At 36.4% G+C, this 21,387-nt stretch carries 22 protein-coding genes and 1 pseudogene; 2 read left to right on the top strand and 21 right to left on the bottom strand.

The window, feature by feature from the left end; translation table 11 throughout:
• Positions 1-90: 90 nt before the first annotated feature.
• From CDZ88_RS17110 to amyS, 19 genes and pseudogenes are all read right to left on the bottom strand, one after another.
• Positions 91-1,293 carry an FAD-dependent oxidoreductase gene (locus CDZ88_RS17110; RefSeq protein ID WP_100374834.1) on the bottom strand — a complete coding sequence of 401 codons (1,203 nt, stop codon included), beginning with the start codon at positions 1,291-1,293 and terminating at the stop codon, positions 91-93.
• Positions 1,290-1,763 (bottom strand): 3-hydroxyacyl-ACP dehydratase FabZ family protein, encoded by a 474-nt coding sequence (locus tag CDZ88_RS17105; RefSeq protein ID WP_100374833.1) that lies wholly within the window; start codon positions 1,761-1,763, stop codon positions 1,290-1,292. Before CDZ88_RS17105 ends, CDZ88_RS17110 begins: the two co-directional genes overlap by 4 nt.
• A 14-nt stretch (positions 1,764-1,777) precedes the next feature.
• Entirely contained in the window at positions 1,778-2,539 is a 762-nt protein-coding gene (locus CDZ88_RS17100; protein WP_100374832.1) for an enoyl-CoA hydratase/isomerase family protein, read from the bottom strand.
• A gap of 2 nt (positions 2,540-2,541) precedes the next feature.
• A complete protein-coding gene (locus tag CDZ88_RS17095) occupies positions 2,542-4,038 on the bottom strand; it encodes a phytoene desaturase family protein (protein WP_100374831.1) in 1,497 nt (498 codons plus the stop codon).
• Complete coding sequence (locus tag CDZ88_RS17090) at positions 4,002-4,802, bottom strand: 2-oxo acid dehydrogenase subunit E2 (RefSeq protein WP_100374830.1); 801 nt, start codon at positions 4,800-4,802, stop codon at positions 4,002-4,004. Before CDZ88_RS17090 ends, CDZ88_RS17095 begins: the two co-directional genes overlap by 37 nt.
• Positions 4,799-5,041 (bottom strand): acyl carrier protein, encoded by a 243-nt coding sequence (locus tag CDZ88_RS17085; RefSeq protein ID WP_100374829.1) that lies wholly within the window; start codon positions 5,039-5,041, stop codon positions 4,799-4,801. Before CDZ88_RS17085 ends, CDZ88_RS17090 begins: the two co-directional genes overlap by 4 nt.
• Complete coding sequence (locus tag CDZ88_RS17080; RefSeq protein ID WP_100374828.1) at positions 5,041-6,888, bottom strand: HAD-IIIC family phosphatase; 1,848 nt, start codon at positions 6,886-6,888, stop codon at positions 5,041-5,043. Before CDZ88_RS17080 ends, CDZ88_RS17085 begins: the two co-directional genes overlap by 1 nt.
• A complete protein-coding gene (locus CDZ88_RS17075; protein WP_100374827.1) occupies positions 6,881-7,975 on the bottom strand; it encodes a 3-oxoacyl-[acyl-carrier-protein] synthase III C-terminal domain-containing protein in 1,095 nt (364 codons plus the stop codon). Before CDZ88_RS17075 ends, CDZ88_RS17080 begins: the two co-directional genes overlap by 8 nt.
• Positions 7,944-8,657 (bottom strand): SDR family oxidoreductase, encoded by a 714-nt coding sequence (locus CDZ88_RS17070; RefSeq protein WP_100374826.1) that lies wholly within the window; start codon positions 8,655-8,657, stop codon positions 7,944-7,946. The genes CDZ88_RS17075 and CDZ88_RS17070 overlap by 32 nt, the downstream gene beginning before the upstream one ends.
• An 11-nt stretch (positions 8,658-8,668) precedes the next feature.
• On the bottom strand, positions 8,669-9,412 hold the full coding sequence (locus tag CDZ88_RS17065; protein WP_100374825.1) for an SDR family NAD(P)-dependent oxidoreductase: 744 nt from the start codon (positions 9,410-9,412) through the stop codon (positions 8,669-8,671).
• A 64-nt stretch (positions 9,413-9,476) separates the two neighbouring features.
• On the bottom strand, positions 9,477-9,764 hold the full coding sequence (locus tag CDZ88_RS17060; RefSeq protein ID WP_100374824.1) for a phosphopantetheine-binding protein: 288 nt from the start codon (positions 9,762-9,764) through the stop codon (positions 9,477-9,479).
• Between the two features lie 16 nt (positions 9,765-9,780).
• Complete coding sequence (locus CDZ88_RS17055) at positions 9,781-12,081, bottom strand: beta-ketoacyl-[acyl-carrier-protein] synthase family protein (protein ID WP_100374859.1); 2,301 nt, start codon at positions 12,079-12,081, stop codon at positions 9,781-9,783.
• On the bottom strand, positions 12,078-13,160 hold the full coding sequence (locus CDZ88_RS17050; RefSeq protein WP_100374823.1) for an alpha/beta fold hydrolase: 1,083 nt from the start codon (positions 13,158-13,160) through the stop codon (positions 12,078-12,080). Before CDZ88_RS17050 ends, CDZ88_RS17055 begins: the two co-directional genes overlap by 4 nt.
• Complete coding sequence (locus CDZ88_RS17045; protein WP_100374822.1) at positions 13,157-13,846, bottom strand: thioesterase II family protein; 690 nt, start codon at positions 13,844-13,846, stop codon at positions 13,157-13,159. Before CDZ88_RS17045 ends, CDZ88_RS17050 begins: the two co-directional genes overlap by 4 nt.
• Positions 13,847-13,990: 144 nt before the next feature.
• Positions 13,991-14,647: an MBL fold metallo-hydrolase gene (locus CDZ88_RS17040; RefSeq protein WP_100374821.1), complete on the bottom strand. Its 657-nt coding sequence runs from the start codon at positions 14,645-14,647 to the stop codon at positions 13,991-13,993.
• Positions 14,607-15,242 (bottom strand): TetR/AcrR family transcriptional regulator, encoded by a 636-nt coding sequence (locus CDZ88_RS17035; RefSeq protein ID WP_100374820.1) that lies wholly within the window; start codon positions 15,240-15,242, stop codon positions 14,607-14,609. Before CDZ88_RS17035 ends, CDZ88_RS17040 begins: the two co-directional genes overlap by 41 nt.
• Before the next feature lie 175 nt (positions 15,243-15,417).
• A pseudogene (locus CDZ88_RS17030) lies at positions 15,418-15,764 on the bottom strand (DUF4260 domain-containing protein).
• 409 nt (positions 15,765-16,173) lie between these two features.
• Positions 16,174-16,812, bottom strand: a complete 639-nt coding sequence (locus CDZ88_RS17020) for a hypothetical protein (protein ID WP_157796597.1) — start codon at positions 16,810-16,812, stop codon at positions 16,174-16,176.
• Positions 16,813-16,871: 59 nt separating this feature from the next.
• Positions 16,872-18,419, bottom strand: coding sequence for an alpha-amylase (gene amyS / locus CDZ88_RS17015; RefSeq protein ID WP_100374818.1), 1,548 nt, complete (start codon positions 18,417-18,419; stop codon positions 16,872-16,874).
• A gap of 1,078 nt (positions 18,420-19,497) precedes the next feature.
• Here amyS and CDZ88_RS17005 point away from each other — a divergent pair.
• Together CDZ88_RS17005 and CDZ88_RS17000 are read left to right on the top strand one after the other, a co-directional pair.
• On the top strand, positions 19,498-19,722 hold the full coding sequence (locus tag CDZ88_RS17005) for a helix-turn-helix domain-containing protein (protein ID WP_100374817.1): 225 nt from the start codon (positions 19,498-19,500) through the stop codon (positions 19,720-19,722).
• Between the two features lie 35 nt (positions 19,723-19,757).
• Positions 19,758-19,964 (top strand): hypothetical protein, encoded by a 207-nt coding sequence (locus CDZ88_RS17000; protein WP_100374816.1) that lies wholly within the window; start codon positions 19,758-19,760, stop codon positions 19,962-19,964.
• 617 nt (positions 19,965-20,581) lie between these two features.
• Here CDZ88_RS17000 and CDZ88_RS16995 read toward each other — a convergent pair.
• Positions 20,582-20,815 carry a type I restriction enzyme endonuclease domain-containing protein gene (locus tag CDZ88_RS16995; RefSeq protein WP_232718774.1) on the bottom strand — a complete coding sequence of 78 codons (234 nt, stop codon included), beginning with the start codon at positions 20,813-20,815 and terminating at the stop codon, positions 20,582-20,584.
• A gap of 137 nt (positions 20,816-20,952) precedes the next feature.
• Positions 20,953-21,384 (bottom strand): hypothetical protein, encoded by a 432-nt coding sequence (locus tag CDZ88_RS16990; protein ID WP_100374815.1) that lies wholly within the window; start codon positions 21,382-21,384, stop codon positions 20,953-20,955.
• Positions 21,385-21,387: the final 3 nt, after the last annotated feature.

The following is a 21,387-nucleotide window of genomic DNA, read 5'->3' as shown; positions in this document are numbered from 1 at the left end:
GATTGAAACATATTTCTTCTTCCTCGAAAATAATGAGAAGGTCATAATTAGGAGACTTGCAACAGAAAACAGAGCTTTCATTTTCATTTGTCATACCTCCATTTTTTCATTTTCTACAATCCCATATTGTAGCTTTTTCATGACTTTGTTTTTAAAAGGCGCCTTATTAAGCAGCTTCATTTTCACTTTACGAATAGTGCATTGAAGTGGAGAAGAAGCTGCTAGATTTTGCTCTTGGCGAGCTTGAAATTTAGAAACAAAGGATATTTGTTTTTTACGTTTTTCAATAAATTTATTAAAGTGCGAAGCAGGAATTACTTCTGAGTGTATCTTTAATCCCTCTATTACACAGGGAAGAAGTTCAAAGGCATCCTGCATAGCAATATTTACTCCTTGTCCTAGTATAGGAGATAATGTATGAGCGGAATCTCCAATTAGGACTAAACCATCATTTGCCCAATCATCTACATGAGCAGTGAATATCTTCAACAAAGTTGTGTCCTCCCATGATTTAATATGTTCTTCCATATGCTTACGTAGTCTTGGCTCAATTGCACAAACCTTATCAATGAAGGTGGAGATACCTTTTTTCTTGGTTGCTTGATTTGCTCCTATGGAGATGTATGTCCCTACTCTTAAAAAGTTTGGATAGGTGGGGAGGATAATAACATGATCATTTTTATACACTTTAATTAGGTTTCCTTCCTCCCAGTCAGTTGGTTTCGGAACTTTGAACCAAATTAAATCTCTGCTGAATTCTTTCTTTTTCACACGGAAGTTTCCTAGCGTCTGTAAGCGACTATACCTACCTTCCGCACCAATTACGAGCTTAGTTCTTATTTCTAATTCACGACCACTCTCCTTGTACCGAACCCCTACAACCTTTCCATCTTCTTTGACTAAATCTGTAAAGGTAGCCCCTTCGACATATTGAAAGTTTGGCTGTTTTAGTGCTACTTCTTTTAATGCTTCTAATACGACAGGTTGGGGCATATCAATCCCATATTTTTGAGGGTGACCTAATTCATCAAAGTTTACACTAAAGAGTTTATCTTCACGATCATACATTTTAATCTGCCTAACCTTTATAAAGCCATGCTTCTCCAACGCTGGAAAGACACCCAATTTTTTTAATAGGTACACTGACCCTGGTGCAATTGTCTCTCCTCGGAAATCACGACTTAGACTTTTGTTTTTTTCAAGAACGGTAACATGCACATTCTCTTTTGCAAGAAGTAAACCCATTAACATTCCCGCGGGGCCACCTCCCACAATTACAACCTCTTTGTTCATGATGGTTTCTTCCCTTCCTCTGTGAGATAAAAGACCAATTCTCCTTTTGCTACTTTTTTTCGATTGTCACCTCTTTTGATTGTCGCTTGCATGGTGTAGTAACCTCCCATTTTCCCCACCATCTTAACTTCCGCTTCCAGTTCTACTCCTGGTTCTGCGACTGAATAAAAAGTAAATTCCTTAGCTTTTACAAGATACCCCATGAGAGGTTCGGTAGCATTTTGTTGAAGCATTGTTAGAAGAAGACTCGCTTGGGCAGCGAATTCAATAATAAGAACCCCAGGCATGACTGGTTTTGAAGGGAAATGCCCTTCAAAAAAAGGTTCATTTTGAGATAAATATTTACCGCATGTAAGGGTTTCCTCATCAAAGTCTATAATTCGATCTACAAATAAAAAAGGGGGTTGCTGAAGTAACATGTTTTTTGGATTAAGCTTAGTAATATCAACCTTTTCTATAACAGACGCCATTGCACTCTCTCCTTTTAAACTAACTGTTTTAATCGACGCTTAATTTCTGTTTGCTGAAACAAGCGGACAAGCTCCTCAGCTTCTAAAGCAAGTTGAGCTCTCAGTTCATAAACAGCGTGACGTTTTAATAGTTTTTTGGTTGCCGCTATCGCAGGCAGATAACCTTCACCTACTTTGGTCAGGTACTTATCTAAACGTTCTTGCAATTCTTGCTTATTATCGCAAACCTCTTGAATCAATCCTAGCTCAGCCACCTCTTCAGCAGTGTAGAGCTTACCCTGAATAAGCATATCAAAAGTATTTTCATAACCAATAATACTTGGTAGTAAGTAGCTAGCTCCTAAATCAGGAGTAATACCCATTTGATGAAAGTTTTCAAGGAATTTTGCACGTTTTATGGCCATACGCCTATCGCAAGCTAGCATAATATTGAATCCTCCTCCATAAGCATAACCGTTAAATAAAGCTACGGTTACCTTTGGAGAAGTGAAAATTTCAAGTACACAATTATTAAAAACATTTAACACTTCTCTCAATGCGTCCTTCCCTTCTTCACCTACGCATGTTATTAAATCCTCAGGACGCGGTCCACTGCTAAAATAAGCTCTATGCTTACTTCCAAATACAATAGAATGAATATCTTGATCTTCATTCCCCTCCCGAATTGCTTTAAGCAATGCAGTTCCAAGAGATAAGTCAATTCCATTTTTCTTTTCTGGGTAATCAAGTGTCACATAGAGGACATTATTTTTAATCTCTGTTAATACATAACTCATAGTCAGACCAACACGCTTTCTTTCGCTATTTTTTTCCACAATTTATAGCCTGAGAGAATGACTGAGACTACACCGCCTCCCGGGTCGGTCCATTGACCGGAAATATATAAACCTTTAATGGGCGTTTCATGTTGTGGTCGTCCAGTCATTTGTTGTTTGTTTTGTTCCCACCCATAAATTGAACCAAAACTATTATTGGTATAGCGCTCCATAGTTAGTGGAGTACCCGACTCGACATGAACAATATGATCCCGGAGGTTTGGAATTGCCCGTTCCGCCATAGAAATCAATTGCTCTTGATATGCTTCCTTCTCGTCCTTCCAGTTAGAACCAATATCATAGGGAACCAAAGTCGTCAGAACTGCAGTATGTTGACCTTCTGGCGCTAAACTTTTATCTGCAAGAGTAGGAGTAGAAATCGCCAATCCACTTAATCCATTGGGACCTAAACTTTTTAAATCCTGATGTTTTTCCATAAACGTGTCATAGCTGTAATCATTGTAAATAAACGTTTCATGTGATAATCCATGTTCTTCAAGAGGAAGATCTACTCCTAAAAAAACTTCAAAAGCAGAAATTGAAGGCTTTAGCTTACCAATTCTTTTCTTATAACGTGCTGGGAAGTGCTCTTCACCTACGAGGTCACGCATAAGCTTTAAAAAATCCCCATTACAAACAACTTTTGATGCTTCCACGTATTCGCCTGTCTGAAGGTGCACTCCCTTCACTTGTTTATCTTCTACTTCTACACGCTCAACTGCATTTCTTAAACACACTTCCCCCCCTAATGTTTGTATACGTTTCACAAAGGCATCAGCGAGTGTTTGGAAGCTCCCTTTCGCATAATAAATATCTTCTTTAAAGTAGCTCATGATCGCATAAGCAAAAAACATTGCACTCCCTTGAGTTGGTGGTGTACCATAATACGCCCACAACGCAGAGAATGAGTAAATAGCTTGTGGGTCTTGTAAGAATGAGGACGTCAATTCATGAAAGCTCTTATCACGATATTTCAACATGAGGGGGTTTGATAACACCATTAATGGATCACCAGAATGAAGAAGCATTAAAGTCACTTCATATAGCTTCTCCATCTCCTTAACTAGGGCTTGTACATTTTTACTCTCATGAGGAAATTCACGACAATAAGCTTCAATAAGTCCATTTACACTTCTACTAACATCAATTTTTCTATCAGGGTAATAAGCAGTATAAATGTCATCTAAGCGAAGAAATTCCACTTCATCAACAACCCCAGCTGCTTGTAGGAGCTCTTCTAACAATCCGCCATCCTTTGCACCAGCTACAATTCGTACAGCTGAATCAAAAGTAAACTTTCTTCTACGAAACGAGTGAGCATATCCTCCTGCTCGATAATGACGATCAAGCACAAGAACTGAATAGCCTTCTTGTGCTAAATATGTAGCTGCACTTAGTCCGCCCATCCCTGCTCCAATAATAATTATGTCGTAGCTTGATTTTTTTGGTTTTCTGGCCATTTTTCTTCCCCCAATCCTTCTATCAAATATTTAATATGTTGCAAAAAATCGGCTGCTAATGCTCCATCAATTGCTCTATGGTCAAAAGACATACTAAGAGGAAGTATTGGACGGATCACTATATCACCATCCATTACAACAGGACATTGACGAATAGCGCCAATTCCAAAACAAGTTGTATTAGAAGACATTGGGAAAAATGAATTAATTGATACATGTCCAAGGGAAGTAACGGTAAAACTTCCTTGGGTTTGATGCCACGTCACAGGATTTTTCATGACTTTGTTGTAAATCTTTCTCCCAAACCAAATTGGAAATTTCTGTAATTTTCGAATGGGTTTAAATTTCTCATCTTTTTCAAAGGAAGCCGTCTTCATTTCATTAATTTCATTCTGAATAGCTGTAAGAGATTTATGATTTAATTCTTTTAGCACAGTTGAGGTTACTATTCGTTCACCATTAGCTCGTGTATCAACAGTAACTTTTCCATCAATTGAAGAAAAGCACCATCGTTTAGGGTTGTGACGTCCTTGAACTGAACAATTGACTTCTGGAAACGCTTCAATTGCTCTAGAAATTGTATAAAGAAAAAAGCTTACATAGCTTATGTTCTTTGATGCTTGGCTAAATATAGCCCTTTGAGCGATTAAGGCAGTTGCATCAACTTCCGTACTTAAATAAATTGCCTGACTCTCGTTTGCTTTTTCAAGAAAATGAAAAGTATGTCGCCTTATTGACGGCAACGATTCAACCTTAATGGTCATTTTCGCGCCGCCTCCACTAATTCAATGATTTCACGAACTGTTGAAGTGTTCATAAATTTATTCATGTCTAGCCGAATACTGAACTCGTTTTCAATATTTATAAAGAGTCTCAAAGAATTTACTGAGTCCCATTCAGAATCTTCATCTTTGGAAAAGTCCAATGTAATGTCATCTTCCTCAATTTCTAACACGTCTGCAAAAATAGCAAAGATCGTTTTATTTACCGCAATTGCCGACATTAAATATTCACCCTTTCGTCACTTAGTTGCTTCTTAATCCAAGGGACTGTCGGAAGAGAATTCTCACATGAATAAAACCATTCATCACCTTGCCTGAAAAAGGAATGATCTTCATAAAAAGAAGCTACTAGTCCGTTTTTTGAAGTCTCTCGATAGGTACCTGAAATAGATTCTACCCCTTTAGCTCGTGCCTGCTCGATAAGTAAATAGAGTGCTTGTGTTTCCACTTGTCGTTTAAATACTCGACAACTCATTACAATGTTGCGAATGTACCAGTGTTTTCCCTGCTCAGAAATGTGAAAGTAACCGACCAATCCGTTATCACCAAAACGATCTTCCAAACCAAATGTATAAATGGATTCTGACACATTTAAATCCAGTGTTCTTGTTACTTCTGCTTCTGTTAATCGTTCAGTTGTTAAATTAAACTGATTTGTACGTTGAGAAAGTTGAGTGACTCGCGAGATATGACTTTCTTTTAAACGACTCCAACGAAGTACCATTTGTAATTGCTCAAGATATTCTTCGATGGATGTGGATGATTCTTTTAACTCTTCATGTTTCACTAACTGCTTGTATTTCTGTGATCGATGACGATCCTCATTGGTTAAAGCAATTGTATTAAACCATCCATTATCCAATAGATCCATGACATAATGACTAGGATCTTTTCCTATTGGAAGCACTGTCACCTCTGGAAGCTCCTCCTCCATTAGTTGCCTTTCAAATGGGTTGTCATCTGCAAACGCAAAAGCATCTAAACCTAAATTAAGCTGGTTCGCCATCTTGCGGAGACTGTCTGTTTTAGGATTCCAATGACAAAAAATTTGTGTAAACTCTTCTTCCTTTAAAACCATGTGTTCGTTCTCGCTAAAAACATCTTTTACATTATTCCAATCATTTTTACTAGCAATAGTAAGGAGCACTCCTTGTTCGTGTAAGCGGCGAATGTATTTTTGAAATGTTTTAAATTGGTTACCAGGAAATGTCTCAGATAGTGAGATCCCTTTTATTCCATCATCTCCAATAACCCCACCCCAAAGGGTATGGTCTAGATCAAGGGCTAATACTTTTTTTGACAAACCCTTTTGAGCCGCTAGAAGGGAAACTACTTCTATTGAAAGACGATGCCAAACTTCTAAACTGTAACTCATTGAACCAAAATGCTTCATTCTTTCATCTCGTATTGGAACAGCACCTTGCGTCAAAACATCAAAATCAAGTGTAGTAACATTTGGAAAAGTGGTGTTCAACTCAAGTAGATGACTGTTGAATTTTTTCCATAAAGAAGCTACAGATTGTTTTTCACGATAGCCAATAATTGATTTAAAGTCAGCTAGCGGTAATGGAATCGTATGTAGAACAATTCCCCCTGTATTTCGAGAAGCGAAACTTCTGATAGCTTGACTGATTTCAACTGTTGTTTCCTCCAGTGCCTTTGCAATCGCTTCAACCGACCACTTACTAGTTGGTAAATGTTGGTAGATAATCGATTCATCGAGTGTGCAGATTGTTAAATCTCCATTAAAAGCATCGAGCTCACTCCCAACCTGTAGCATTTGAATTGCCCATTGACCGTAGCCTGTAGTTAACATCTCTACATTGATTCCTCTTTTAACAGCATCAAATGTAAGGGCATGCTCTAACCCATCGGTGGTATGATTTCCTACTATACCTATCTTTGCATGAGCCTTTCCTTGGTTCCAATTACGTAATAGCTTTCCAGCTTTATTTTTCTGAATAGGACTTTCTAAATCAATAAGAAGTTGTTTTAGTTTGTATGGCGTTCTATAATCATTTTGGTTAATAAATGATTTAATCTGTTTAAAGACTTCACGCTCACTCATGAACTTCACCCTTCTTGTATTCAAGTATGATGCCGGTCTTTATCCATTTGGAAGATTCAATGGCTATACCGATTACTTTATTGTTTGGTTTGATACTTCCATTAACCTTTTTTAATTGGAGGAATGGAAGGGCGTTCCCGTTGTTGCCCGTGTGTTGGACACAATTGATCGTTACATCGAGAGGGAAATCTAACGACTCAATGATTTTCCGTGTCATATTCCAACTAAGCTGAGGTGGAAGAAAGTACGTCAAATCTTCTTTTTTCCACTTTTTATTATCAAGTAATTTCTTGAGTACTTGAGCAGTCATGAGAGGGACTTTTTTTTCAATTGCTTTGTAATCTTCTTTTGCCGATTGAAACTGTTTACGGAGCTCACGCTTACTTAACTCTTGAACATTTTCAGGCACGGTACCAAACCAGTTCATTATTTGCCCAGGTTCTTCACCTACCCCTTCAAATTGATTTTCAATTGAAATAATTTCTAACCCATCAACATTCTCATTTGTTAAAAGAATGGCTCCTGCCCCATCCCCAAATAAAGCATAATTAATTAATTCAGAAGATCTTAATTTGGTAAAATCACGTGTTAGATCCATGTACTTGTTGCACACATCTCCACCTATGACAAGTGCATATCGCCGTCCCCCCATTAGTAGGTGGCGCGCTACATCTAAGGCTTGGAGAGCTCCTGAACATCCCGCTTGAATTTGATATGTTTGTATATTTTGTAAGCCTAAACGGTCAGCTATTAAGTTTACTGTAGCAGGCATTAAATGATCTGGAGTTGCGGTTGATAGAACTATCACATCTATTTCTTCGCGTCGAACACCAGATTGCTCGATTGCTTGTTCGGCAGCCACTGTACATAGATCTGTCAGACTATACTCCACAGTTCGTTTCGAGAAATCAACGGCAAAATATCTTGAGTGATTACCTATCATCGTGTCAATCCATTCTTTACGGATGGATAAAACTTCTTCCATTTGTTCGTTTGTAACCGGCTCTCCTGGCAAACATTCTCCAAACCCAATGATTCGTGGAGATATATTACCTCTAGATTCCTGTCTCGATTCCTGCACCAACATGAAGATTTTCCCCTCCTATTAAACTTGCAGATGGATTGATTAGTAATTCGATGGAACGCACGTAATCCTCAATATCTGGGAGTTTTGGTTTAAGACTAAATATTTCGACTTTTTCTTTTTTGATTTTCTTTTGCTCTTTATTGAACCCATCATTGTAATACCCAAAAGTTATAGCATTGACGTTTAATTTAAACGGTCCAAGCTCCCTAGACATACATTTCATTAAAGAAAGTTTTGCATGGTTTAAAACTGGAGAGCTAGCATATCCTGCATAATAAAGAGGATCATAGAATAAGGGAAATATAATTTTCCCCTTTTTTGGTTTGATCATTTGACGAACAACTACCTTATTTAATAGAAATATTCGGTATAGATAACCTCTTATAATTTCATCTAACATGTAAGGTTCTTCCTCTAATGTTCTCTCTTCGTCTATCATTTCATTTCCATGAATGAGTACTTCCACACCTTGATCCCCAAACATTTCTAAAATAATAGTGTCTAAATCATCCTCTTTATACGCTTCGCAAAAAATAGTTTCTTGGCCAGGCTGTTCAAGCATAAACCCAAGGTGCTTCTCACGGTCAGTGAAGAGAAGGACCGCTTTTTCTCCTTTTTGATGAAAATGGTTAGCTATTACTTGATTAATCTTTTGCTCACCTTCCGAAATCAGAATATTCATTTTTTTCTCTCCTATCGTAAAAAGCCTCCATCGACTTTTAAAACCGTATCAGTTACGTAGTCACTCAATTCGCATGATAAAAAGAGGACACTCCGAGCAACTTCTTTTGTCGTTCCAAGCTTTTTGGCATTGGTAAAACGTAAAAAATTATCTAATTTCGCCTTGGGAACTTGCTCAATCATTTCAGTTTGGATCATTCCAGGAGCAATAGCATTGATACAGATTCCCTTTTCGTGATACTTACGAGCTAAAAGACGAGTAAGTCCTATAATTGCCCCTTTAGATGTGCCATAATTAGTTTGGGCTTCGCGTCCTACTACTCCTGTAACAGATACTAAATTAACGATTTTGCCTGTTTGATTTGCTTCCATGTATGGTAGAGCGGCTAAACAGCACTTATATGTCCCGCTAAAGTTAACTTGAAGGACGTTCTGCCAATTCTGCTCGTCCATTTGAAAAAGGAATTGATCTCGGGTAACCCCTGCATTATTTATTAGTACATCAATTCGCCCATGCTTCTTTGCGATCTCTTTAAAAAGTGTATCTATAAAAGCTTGGTCTTCCACGGATCCTTTAACGTAATCTACGCATAATCGCTCTCGATTTAATGCATCTTCAATTAAACGTGCAGCCTCATCATTCGAGTTATAAATTCCATAAACAAAAGCTCCTTGAGCGACAAAGGTTTCCACAATTTCTTTTCCAATTCCACGAGTAGCACCTGTCACAATGGCGACCTTTTCATGTAATAGCATAAGTCAATCCCTACTTTCGATAGAGGGGAGTGTAACCTAAGTTACACTCCATACCTTTATAAATTTAGCTGCTAACTTTTTCTGTGAGTTGGGCCGCGACAAAAGAAGATAAAGTGGCGACCGAATAGAAATGTTGACGAATATCTTCTTCTTCTAACCCTTGTACTTTTATGCCAAATTCAGCCTCTACTCCCGATACCACATCAAGAGCCTCTACGGAGTCAAGCCCTAGTCCCTCTCCAAACAACGGTTCTTCATCTTCAATTTCGTCGGCTTCAATGTCTTCTAATTCTAAGCGCTCAATCAAGATATTCACCTTAATAATTTCTTTTATCTCATTAATAGTTTTCATAATAATAATCCTCCAATTATAATTTACTTATTAACATGGCCATAGAGTTTCCATTGATGGATGTTGACACAATAAGCCCAGTTCTTAAATGTTCTTTTGTCCAGCCAAGAGATTTAGTAACTGATTGCTGCTCTTCCTTTGGTAGAGAAAGGAGCTCGATAGCCACTTGAGTATGAAACAACGAGCCATTAGATTCCATATACCCTATAAGGTGATTAAGCGTATTTACAGGTAGATGATCATACTTTTCTTTTAATTTAAGAAAAGCATCGGTGTCATGTACATCATTATTATGGTAAAAGACAAAATCAATATCACGTTCTGAAAAGTTTGCATTTTCTAAACACTGAGCCACAGATTTTTCCACTGTTACATACAAGTCATTGTTATTGTGAAAAGCTTGTCCAAAACCTTTAATTACAGCGAATTGCTGTAAGCCGTTTTTCTTTACAGTTTCAGAGTCTGCTAACATAAGAAACGTGCTTCCTTCAGTAATGTTGTACGAACTGGATGTTAAATTCATGGCCCGGTCTAATTCAGTTGATAAGTTTGATTTCTCGTCTCCTGAACCTACAAGTGCCATCGATTGTTTTCCATCCATAATGCTTATCGTTCCATATTGAATTGCTTGTAGACCATCTACACCACCTGAACTATGGGAAGAACTAAATCCTTTTATACTAAATTTTTTAGCTAGCTTGCCAGCTGTAGAATTTAATACCATATCAGGAAAATATACGCTGCTTGCATTCGCCATCCCACGTTCGAGGATTGAGCCAAGATACTTTTCAGCGCTTTTTAAACTACCACGTGATGTACCATATATTAACCCCAGAGACCCATATTCAGATTCGTCAATAGCCGCTCTCTTCAACGCCAAATCACAAGCGCCTATGCTGAATTGAGTTAGAGGGTTCATACGACGTTCATATAAAGTTTTATTGTATTCTTTGAGTGAAAAGTCTAGTTGTAAAGTGGGAGTCTCGCTATGTTGTAGGTTAGCTAGGAGTGAGCCTTCATTATTGGAAAGGGCATGAATAGTACCGTACCCACAAATAACAACTGATTGATCCTTTGTTTTACGCTTTGAATTATTCTTAGCTGCGGAGTACGAATGTAATGGATGAAAAACATTTTTTGATAAAATAGAAGAATTGTGGCCTCCAAATGCTGAATTATTACATAAAAAATATTTAGGAGAAAATTCTTTCATTGTATTAGTCACTAATTTTGGGTGGTCGCATCCTTCTCTAGCCTCTGAAAAATGAAGTGTAGCAGGCAACTTTCCCTGTTCAATAGCTAAAAGAGTAGTAACATACTCGATTGAAGCTGCTGCTCCAAGATTATGACCAAAATACGCTTTACTGGAACTTATATAGATCGCATCAAATTGATCTCCAAAGTAGGAACGTAAGCCGCGAAGCTCTGCAGGGTCATTTGCCTTTGTTCCGGTTCCGTGTGTATTGATGTATTGAATGTCTTCTCTTGATACATTTCCTTGTGAAACAGCCATCTCTACAGCTTTTCGAATTCCAAGTCCATCCGGCTGAGGAGCTGTTTCATGGTAAGCATCACTACTAAGTCCATAACCTTCAATAATAGTGTAGATTTTTGCATCTCGAGCTAAAGCTTTTTCTAAGGGTTCCAGTACAACAAAAGCTGCTCCTTCTCCAAGACTTAATCCGTATTGTTCATTATAAGGAGAACATGGTACATCATTTAAAGCCTTCAAAGAATTAAACCCAGCATAAACTGATGTGGACATAGAATCCGACCCACCAGCAATCATTATATCCGCATGACCATGACGAAGCATGTCACATGCATAGCCGATAGCATTACCACTTGCTACACATGCTGTGTTCAATGTCATTACTGGCCCAGATAATTTAAAGTAACTTGCAGCCATATCTCCCTGTTGATAGAAAGGATAATTTCTTGTTTTATCTGGATCTAAATTTTCTAAAGTTCCTTGCTGTTCTAGAGAATTTAATCCTCCGTTACATGTGCCAAATGCTAAGCCAATGTTACTAGTATCTATATCTGTATTTGCTTCCTCTAATGCCTCTTGTATAGAGACAATAGCGTATTGTGAACAACGATCAAGATTTTTTTCTTCCTGTTTGGTGAAATATTCATTTGGATTATACGTTTTTAGCTCTGCTCCGATTTTACTGATAAATGGCTCAGGATCAAATGACTCTATATGATTAATACCTGACTTATTCTGTGCCATACTTTCATAAACTTCTAGCTTATTTCTACCAATACTAGATAAAATACCAATTCCGGTAACGGCAATTTGTAAAGAAGTCACCATTTCTCACCTCTCTTCTTCCACTTATTTAAGGTTAGCATTACAGTTAACCCCAATTGAATGAAAATTTTTCTACTCCTACTTTGCTTCATTACACTCAAAGGGATTATTTTTTGAATCATATCTAAATGATTAGGAGAACCATGTATATCATCAAATTCATGCAGCTTAATATTCTGACCATTTGTGAGTAAGAATTCCTTCTCTCTTGATGGAATAATTTCATCTTTTTTACTAGATACATAGGTTATAGGGGTACGAAGAGCTCTTAGCTCTGTTTGTGAAATAGCGAATGAAGATAGGGTATTGCCAACCTCACCTAATTCCTTGTCCATTACATGAGCCAGTGTAATTTGTGTAATTAGAGGCACTTCAATATCTGAATAATTTTTAAAGAAAAAATGAAGTGGTGCCCCAACGGTCGTTATTCCTTTTATTCTTTTATCCTCTAACGCTTGCCTGATAGCTAGATGGCCTCCAAAACTCATTCCAACAATAAAAGTATTATTCACATTCACTTTTGTTGAGAATAAGTCTAATATTTGCCCGATCATCTTGTGAGAGGAGGAATCATAGATTGTATCGTTCTCTCCTACTCCAGGACATTCTGTAATTATTACAGAAAAGCCTAAACGTTTTCCAACTTCTAAAAACACATTCCATTGTTCTTTTACAGAAACGATCCCTCCTAGTACTAGTAAACAAGGCAAATTTGATTGGAGATTTGAAGTATAAACAGAGAACTGTCTTTTATTTCTTTCAAGCGTATATCTCTGAACACCTTTTTTACTGTAAGTTCCTTCGAAATATTCAGAAAGTTTCTTGCTAGCTTTTTCTTGATGACTAGTATGAGGAAATGGAAACCGAGCAAAATTTAAACATTGAATGGCATCATCTACGGCCTTTTCTCTCAGACACTCTTCTGCCGCTAGAACCCACTGCTGATCCCAGGCTCCTTTGTTTGTCTCATCACAAGAGGGAGCATCTATGTTATTTAAGACTTCGAGCGGATCAATAGCTGTAAACGAATGAGTCTTCACATGCAAAAGGGCATATTGCTTTAATTCATTTAATGTCATTGTGAAGTTACACCCACTTTTTTAGAAGACGTATATAACCTTTCAACCACTTCGGATTGCTGAAGGATACTAAAATGTCCTCCTTCTACCCATAGGCATGTCAAGTCTTGCAGACTGGCTCTCTTCCAATCTTCTTTCTCCATTGTTTGAATTAGAAGATCATCTACACCGTTAATAACATATGTACGTATAGGCGATGTTTCCGCGGTATAATGAAACGTTTTTACAAGCGAAAGATCTGCTCGAAGTATTGGGGCAAACCATTTAATAAAAATGGGATTACTTTTATATTTCTCAGGAACCCCCCCTAGCTTAGCTAACATTCCTACCATCGTGGAATCATCTTGTTTTAACAACTTAACTTCTCCACTATATTGATGTAATGGCTTAATCCCACTTAAAATTCTGCACTGAAAGTCATGATCTTGTAGCCTTCTTGATACTTCATAGGCGAAGAGTCCACCCAAACTGTGACCAAATACTCCCCAGCTTTGTCCAGCTTTTCTTAGACGCATTACTTTATCAGTTAAGTCGTCAACCGCTTCATCAAATTGATCAATAAATGGCTCATTAACCCTATTACCTCTACCTGGCAAGTCTAACTTAAAAATATCTGTATTAGCGAACTTCCACTTTCTAAACATACTTGATGATCCTCCAGCACAATGAAAGCAAAATAGCTGCATTTAGAACCCCCTTCATCATATTAACCTTTGGTTAGTAACCTATGGTTATATTAATACACTCATATAAAAATTACAACAAGTTTTTGCAAAATTCTATAAAAATATAAAAAAAATACCATTTATAAAAATGGTATTAATTATTTCTTATTTTATTGTTAAATATGTATTAATTTGTGTATGAGGATGCTGAATGTCTTCTCCATGACAAATACTTACAACAATAGGTTTTAGTTCTTTTACAATTTTTGCACTTTCTACAGCTTGTCTCATATCAGCTGTGAACATTTTAATAGGTGGTCTCAGCTTCCCTTTCTTTGAGGTAAATAAATCCCCACCTATCAATACACGATCTATTGGGTGATAATAACTTACGTGTCCCGGAGAATGTCCTGGGGTATGGTAGGGAACTAAATTACCAATAGCTTTCAAAGTCCCATCTTCTCTCTGTGATAACGGTTTTACAGTTCCTGGAGCAACAAGGTTTTCTTTTTTATTTCGACCAGGAAACGGTTCCTTGCCTTCCATATATTTAATATCTAAAGTATGACTGTATACCGGCAACTTATAATTATCTAATATCTTTTTTAATCCCCCTACATGATCAGAATGACCATGAGTTAATAAGATACCTTTCGGCTCACCTATTTTCTCAGCTTCTTTTAAAATACGCTTTGCCATAAATGACATCCCCGTATCTACTATATACACACCCTCATTAGTTTTCACAAGCCAAGCACTCATTTTTAAAAGAAACCATGCTTCAATTTTGTACACGTGCGGTGAAACTTTTATTATTTTCATCAATTTCTCCTCCTTGAATAAGATAAATAATGGACCTATCGACGATAGGGAATATGCGTTTAACAATCCCACTTATACGCTCATCTACATCTTTGTAGGTCATAATAATTCCATGTAGTACAAAATAAATCATTCGACTTAAATCTAATAAAGTCTTTTCATCAGCAACCGGAAATACTCCGTTTACTGCATTTTTTAAATGGGTAAATAAATCTAAGCGTTTTTCATTTAACTCCCATATGGTTTCTTCTGCATCGACCCTAGTCGCTTCAAACGTAAGAAATGCTTGATACAGATTACGATAGCTCAAGCCAAAGTGTACAAACATTTTAGACAACCTAATGAGCTTTTCTTGTGGCGTGTAATTGTTAGATGTAAGTATTCCTTGAATACTTTTTTGTAATCGATTAAGTGGTTCTGTTGCCAAGGCTTCTAATAGCTTTTTTTTATCTTCAAAATAAACATAAATACTGGTGTGAGAACACTGCGCTTCTCTCGCTATTTCTCTCACAGTTACTTGTTCGTAACCTTTTTGAGCAAATAATTTCTTTGCCGAAATCAAAATTCTCTCTCTAGCCTGCACCTCTAAAGACATTTACCTTCCCCCCAAAAAAATAAATATAACCGATGGTTAGTAACCAACGGTTATATTATAGCATAATTAACTTCTATAACAACATTAAATTTACCCAATTCTGTTTGCTTATTGCCATAATATATAAGCAATATCATTTAGTAATATACACCAGACATTCTTATTATTAACTAAATTATATACGATTTAAGTGAGTGTCTTTAAATGCTCTTGAATATTTCAATCCATATCCAAACATTCTATCCATCCCTATATGTGCTGACCATATTAAACCTATTGCCAGGACACTTGAATTAGAAATAGCCATTCCAATTATAATTATTCTATTGATAAACTATATGTATGGAAAAAATTATAAAGGGTATCTCCAACCGTTTTATTAAGCATGTAGCCAAGCATTGAAATATCTGGAACTATTAACAAGATAAAAAACAATAACCAACTAAACTGATTGTAACCATAAAAGTAAAGACTTAATAACAAAAACGCTAATCCCTCAATGCGCAAGAAAGCTTTATTCAAGGAAAACCCCTCCTATTTTTCTCATTTAGATAAATTTACCATATATTCCGCTTTAATTACCCACCCTTTAAAAACGCAAGTAAATTAGATACGTAGTTGATTTGGAAGAAGAGGGGGCGCCCGCCCTAATATATTTTCATTTGCTAGAGAGTTTCCTAGATAGTACACAAATTGTTGTACCAGACAACTTAAAAACAAGCGTGACGAAATACACCACTCGTGAGTTAGTCTTAAACACGAAATATAGGGAAATGGTTGATCACTAAAGTACTCTAGTGATGCCTGCACGAGTTCGATGTTCGAAGGACAAAGTAACTGTTGTATGTTCAGTTAATGTCTTCAAAACATGGATTATTGCAGTCTTAAGGAATACACACTGCTTCAGTATTGCCCGTCTACAATCTCTAGATCAATCTTTTATTTTAACTTTATAATAGCTACCATAATTATCATCCTTCTCCTGTCGCTCGTCCTCTTGTAATTCTACATAGAAGGAATATTTTCCGTTTAATTGATAAATTTTTTCATAACTGTATTCCCAAACCTCTATATCACTATAAGGAACGTTTTCTTTAAAAACAGCTTCTATTACTGTTCTGTTGGTATCATTGAATAACACAAATTTAACTGATTTTGTAGGGGTAGCAGAATTTATATAAACTGAACCTGTGAGTGTGTGGTGATGAATGTAAAGGTGATGATGCTTAATGGAGACACCTTCTAATATAATGTTTCCATGCTCTCCTCCTAGAAAATAATCCTTTGTTTTAATTGAATTATATAGTGAAGAAATATAAAAGTTGAAAACTAGACCAACTGAAGCGAGCCCTAAATGCTTTTTGAAAAATGCAAAAAATCTGTATGTCTTTTTATCATTCATTGTTTCTATCATACTACCTTCCAAGGTATAAACTTTTTGCCCAACCGGCTTGTATTGCATTACACAGGAATCACCGCATTCGGTTTTAAATACTGAAACATAAGCTTCTAGCTTATACAATTGATAAGAGTGGTCTGACAATTCCGCTGATATTAATTGTAATCCCATCATTTCCCCCTCTTTCCTGACTAGAAAAAGAAAAGACCTTAAAGGCCTTTTCTTTTTCATTATTGCTTTACCCAGATAGAAACAGAACCCCCATTCACGAAGAAATTCCCCCATCCATCTCCATTTATAGTAACAGTATCTGATCTGTTACCAGTAATATCCCGCCAAACTTGCCCTGCTTTATTTCTACCTACATACATCCACTTATTTCCTCCAGGCCCATCTGACATAATAGTCGCTAATCCCGACTCTGTATGAGTGGTGTTTCCTTCTCGTGTCCAACCAATGATATCATGATGATCTAAATAATCATGTTGTCTGCCATATGCATACTTTTGGCGCGCTTCTAAGATTGGATCAATCTTGGAATTCATTGCAGGGACATTGTGGGAGGGAATGCCATAATAATCACCATAGAAAACTGATGGATACCCTTGTTCCCTTGTCAAAGTAAGAGCATACGCTAACGGTTTAAACCATTCTGCTACAAATGACTCTAAAGCTTCTCCCGGTTGTGAGTCGTGATTATCAACAAATGTCACCGCATGCATCGGATGCTTTTGGACAACTGTTCCATTGAAGATCTGCTTCATATCATAACCACCACCACTATTTGAAGCATTATAGAGGTTATAGTGTAGGGGTACATCAAAAACAGAGTGATTCCAATTTGTTTTATTTAAATAATTTTCAATCGCACCTAAATCATCTTTCCAGAATTCAGCAACTGCAAACATCTGTTTTCCGGTTGTATTCCTTACATGTGTCAACCAATCTCGGGTGAAACTATATTTAATATGCTTAACGGCATCCACTCTAAAACCATCTAGATTTAGAGTGGATGCATACCAAACACCCCAATTTCTCAGCTCATTCACAACATCAGGATGGTCCATATCAACATCAGCATACATTAAATAATCATAGTTTCCGTTTTCTGTGTCCACTTCCCAGTCCCATGCTTTACCATCACCACGAAATTTATAAATGCGATTTTGTAGTTGCCGCGATGCGTCCCAGTCTACCCCATCAAAATGATACCAACGCCATTTGAAATTGGAGTGGGTATTTCCTCTTCCAGGAAAATCAAATTTTGTCCAAGCCTCGATTGTATATTCTCCAGAAACCTCCTGGTTACGATTCCTAGGATTTACCTCCACAGCACGAACTTGTTCTGTACCATCCGCTCCTCCTTTGTGATTCATTACAACATCTCCATATACTTGAACTCCATTACGTTTTAAAGAATTGACTGCATTCTGTAATTGCTCTCGTGTACCATACTTAGTTCGGATTGTTCCTTTTTGATTAAATTCTCCTAAGTCATAAAGATCATACGCGCCATAACCAACATCATTTTGCGATGTACCTTTCCACGCAGGAGGAATCCAAACCGCAGTTATTCCTTTATTTCGTAGATTACTAGCATCATTACTCAATCGATTCCAGTGATTTCCGTCATTAGGTAAATGCCATTCAAAGTATTGCATCATTGTCCCATTCGTCCCATTGTGATGTGCTACTGCCTTTTCCGTAGGTAATGAGAGAAGAGGAAAGATTAATAGGAAGACTAAAGATATACTCAAAAAAATATTCTTACGATTCATTTATATTACTCCCTTCATTATGAAAACGCTTACATAAAAGTTGTTGTCTCTATTTATTAACACTCTCCTCCCTGGCAATATATTTTCCCATGGATATTAGCGCAAACGATCGCAAGTAAATCTTGTTGTGTTTATTCAAGTTAATCTTATCATTTTTCTTTAATTTAGTGCAAACGTTTTCTCACTATTCAGAATATATTTTTATGTACAATACTCTTAGGAATGAATAGTTCCTTCGGATTAATCACTAGCCAACTGATGGTGACTCCTTGTATGTCACTGAATTGTTGTAGGGTGTTGAGTTGATTAGAAACAAGGAAAAGCCTTCTCAAAAAAGAAAGAACCGTTTTTCCTGTAAATATTTTTACAACTCTTCACTTGCTATTAATAGTTTTTTTCTTCTTGGTGACATGGTAGGAAAAGGGACAAAAACTCTTGACTTGCGAACTACTTTCAACATATACAGCACCTTTCTGCATGATCCTTACTATATGTACCAATCAAAACAGATATGAAAAAAGACAATGACCAATTGGTTATTGTCTTATATCAAAAGTGGTCGTTCCTTGCCTTTCCTTATCCCATTCTGTTTAGCTGGCCCCTCTATCCATATGGAATGATCAACCTCACTCCAGTGTGGTTTCAGCAATTCCTTTCCTTCTTTCAAAATATCGCGCATAAGCATCTGAAAACTTTCTGAAAGCCCCGCTTGAAACAATGCGGCTCTCATAATTTGATTTCGATCTAATGGAGTAGCATCAAAGACGTCATCTACGTATCGTTTGTAGACGTCTTGGTATCGTACAGTCGGTCTATATATCTCAATCCCCCTCTTTCTCTACGATCTTAAGTAGTTCCTGACGTCCGTTCTCAGTTAGATAGACGTCTGATCGTTTCAATAGCTCCAATGCTTGCTCTTTACTCATGCAATCACTCTCTCCTTAGTCCTTGACGGCTTGTTTAACGTCTTACTGAATGATATGAGCAGTAGCTTGTCCAATATGAGCAAAACTTTTCCCAAGTTAAGTATAAGTTTTCACGTATTGGTCAAGTCTGATTCTCAAGGAGGGGTTATATCATGTTCGGATCAGGAAAGAAGAGAAGCAAATTAGGAAAGTTTATAGATAAACATAGTGTTTCAACCGTTGAATTTTCTAAGGAAACAGGTGTCAGTAGAAGGACATTAACAAAAGTTTGCAATGAAGACCATTATGTTCCCAGTCCTGTAGTAATGAAAAAGATACTTAAAAGCGTTAGGAAGGTTGATCCTAACCTTAAAATTAATGATTTTTGGGATATTTAAACATCAGAATTAGTTATAGAAGGAGATGGAATTCAATGAGTAAATGCGCAGAGATACTTCAAGAGGTCATGAAGTATGCTGATGAAACTCTATCATTGAAAGAAAGGCATGATGCTAATTTTTACTTTTCAGGAGCTATATTATCTCATTTAGAGCATTCCTTAAATGACAAAGTTGAAGGAGATAAACTATGTAAATCGTTAAAAGCAGCTGTGGATTACCAAATAAACAAACGAAAATAACAATTATATTCAAGCCTTATTAATGTGCAACTACCCGAAAGCCTGAGCTTAAGGTGGTCGCTTAAGACTCCCATCATGAAGTTTAAGGAAAGTAGGTGTATATTTGAAAAAAGTAGTAGATACCTTATTTCTTAATTCGTTTTATTTCAATAAAAAACAAAAAGTCACTATGATAACAATTACGCTTATTGTATTGACATATCGTAAGCAGTATAATTGTATGTGTGGGTATACATCCATGTGCACTTAAAAGCCCTAGTCGTAGCGAGGACAACGACTAGGGCTTTTAGACATGATAAAACTCTTTAATTTAATATTAATTGAATCAATTTCATAAAGGTCAAAACCAACGTAAAACGAATATTAAAATTTTTATGATCGTAAAAATTACACAATAAACGAACGTTACCCTCTGATAACTTTGATTTCATAACTATCGTTCGTTTTTAATCGAGTAAAAAGCATTATGAAATTGACTCAATTATTATTTTTTAATCAAAATTAATTACTTATAGAAATCATTATCCATTTTATTTATGATAGTTTCGACGTCTAATTCTTCACAATTTGCTCTTTCTTCAACTTCTAAAAATAGTCCTATTACCTTTTAGTGTGATTTAATAACTCATGGTCAATGCTGCCCTTATCAATTCCTCTTCAGTAAGTCCTAAATCCATTCGTCGCATTGTCTCTTCGTCTAAGTTATTTCTCATCTCAAACATAAATCGAATAACATCTGCTGTTGATATTACTCCGTTGTGATACTCTTCGATCGTTTTCTTTAACATATCACTCATCTGTTTACCTTTTGGATATTTCTTTTTAAACTTAACCTTAATTTCATCCCCCAAAAAGTTGCCTCAACAATCCTTGATTCTCCATATCTTGTAATTGCTCTCCCGTAGAGAGTATAGCAATCAAAATCAAGAAAATATTTTATCACCTAATGATGCTACTCAATTGTTTTTCCTTTCTTCTATGTAAGCTACTACATATCCAATAATGACTGTACTATTTCAGTAAGCCTATGTCTTACAACTAAATGTACTTTTCTAATTTCATCATCTAAATAATTCATATCTTCAGATTGAACTCCCCATGGTAAATTTATTTCATTTTCTAATTTTGCTATCTCTTTTTCCACCCATAAATTGTGTTTCTTATAGAACTCGATGGTAAATTCTACATCCTCAAATTCTTCAATTATTTTATAATTTAGTTGTATTAACCATGATTTAAAGTGTTTTTGTCCATATTTATCTATCCTCTTTTCGAAAATATTAGTAAATTCTTTTATAACAAGTATGTCAAATTGCTCTTTATCCATTTGTTTCTTTATATTATCTACTGTTAAAAGGTCCAACTGTTTTTTCTTCCTATTTACTGAAAAATATTTTAACGTTTTCTTCACAAAACTCATTAT

Origin of the sequence: Bacillus sp. FJAT-45037, from assembly GCF_002797325.1 — a bacterium.
In the GTDB taxonomy this organism is placed as follows: Bacteria; Bacillota; Bacilli; order Bacillales; family Bacillaceae_D; genus Alkalihalophilus.
Note: the sequence above shows the minus strand (reverse complement) of the source record. Positions and strands in the feature narration are given on the sequence as shown.